This is a genomic window from Vibrio sp. L85, assembly GCF_963871815.1.
Lineage (GTDB): Bacteria > Pseudomonadota > Gammaproteobacteria > Enterobacterales > Vibrionaceae > Vibrio > Vibrio harveyi.
On the sequence record NZ_CAWMYL010000181.1, the window covers coordinates 1 to 834 of the forward strand.

General features: G+C 52.5%; 1 rRNA gene. It reads left to right on the top strand.

Annotated elements, in window-relative coordinates:
- Window positions 1-768 (top strand): 23S ribosomal RNA (locus AACR11_RS19615); the annotation flags it as partial.
- Between the last annotated feature and the right edge of the window lie 66 nt (window positions 769-834).

Sequence of the window (834 nt, forward strand, 5' to 3'; positions counted from 1 at the left end):
CACGGTCGCTAGATTGTGTGGAGCCGTCCTTGAAATACCACCCTTGTAGTGTTGATGTTCTAACGTTGACCCCTAATCGGGGTTGCGGACAGTGCCTGGTGGGTAGTTTGACTGGGGCGGTCTCCTCCCAAAGCGTAACGGAGGAGCACGAAGGTGGGCTAATCACGGTTGGACATCGTGAGGTTAGTGCAATGGCATAAGCCCGCTTGACTGCGAGAATGACGGTTCGAGCAGGTGCGAAAGCAGGTCATAGTGATCCGGTGGTTCTGAATGGAAGGGCCATCGCTCAACGGATAAAAGGTACTCCGGGGATAACAGGCTGATACCGCCCAAGAGTTCATATCGACGGCGGTGTTTGGCACCTCGATGTCGGCTCATCACATCCTGGGGCTGAAGTCGGTCCCAAGGGTATGGCTGTTCGCCATTTAAAGTGGTACGCGAGCTGGGTTTAGAACGTCGTGAGACAGTTCGGTCCCTATCTGCCGTGGGCGTTGGAAGATTGAAGGGGGCTGCTCCTAGTACGAGAGGACCGGAGTGGACGAACCTCTGGTGTTCGGGTTGTGTCGCCAGACGCATTGCCCGGTAGCTAAGTTCGGAATCGATAACCGCTGAAAGCATCTAAGCGGGAAGCGAGCCCTGAGATGAGTCTTCCCTGATACTTTAAGTATCCTAAAGGGTTGTTCGAGACTAGAACGTTGATAGGCAGGGTGTGTAAGCGTTGTGAGGCGTTGAGCTAACCTGTACTAATTGCCCGTGAGGCTTAACCATACAACACCCAAGGGGTTTTGATGGACTCAATGTAAGAACATTGAATGTGTGTAAATAGAACTTAAA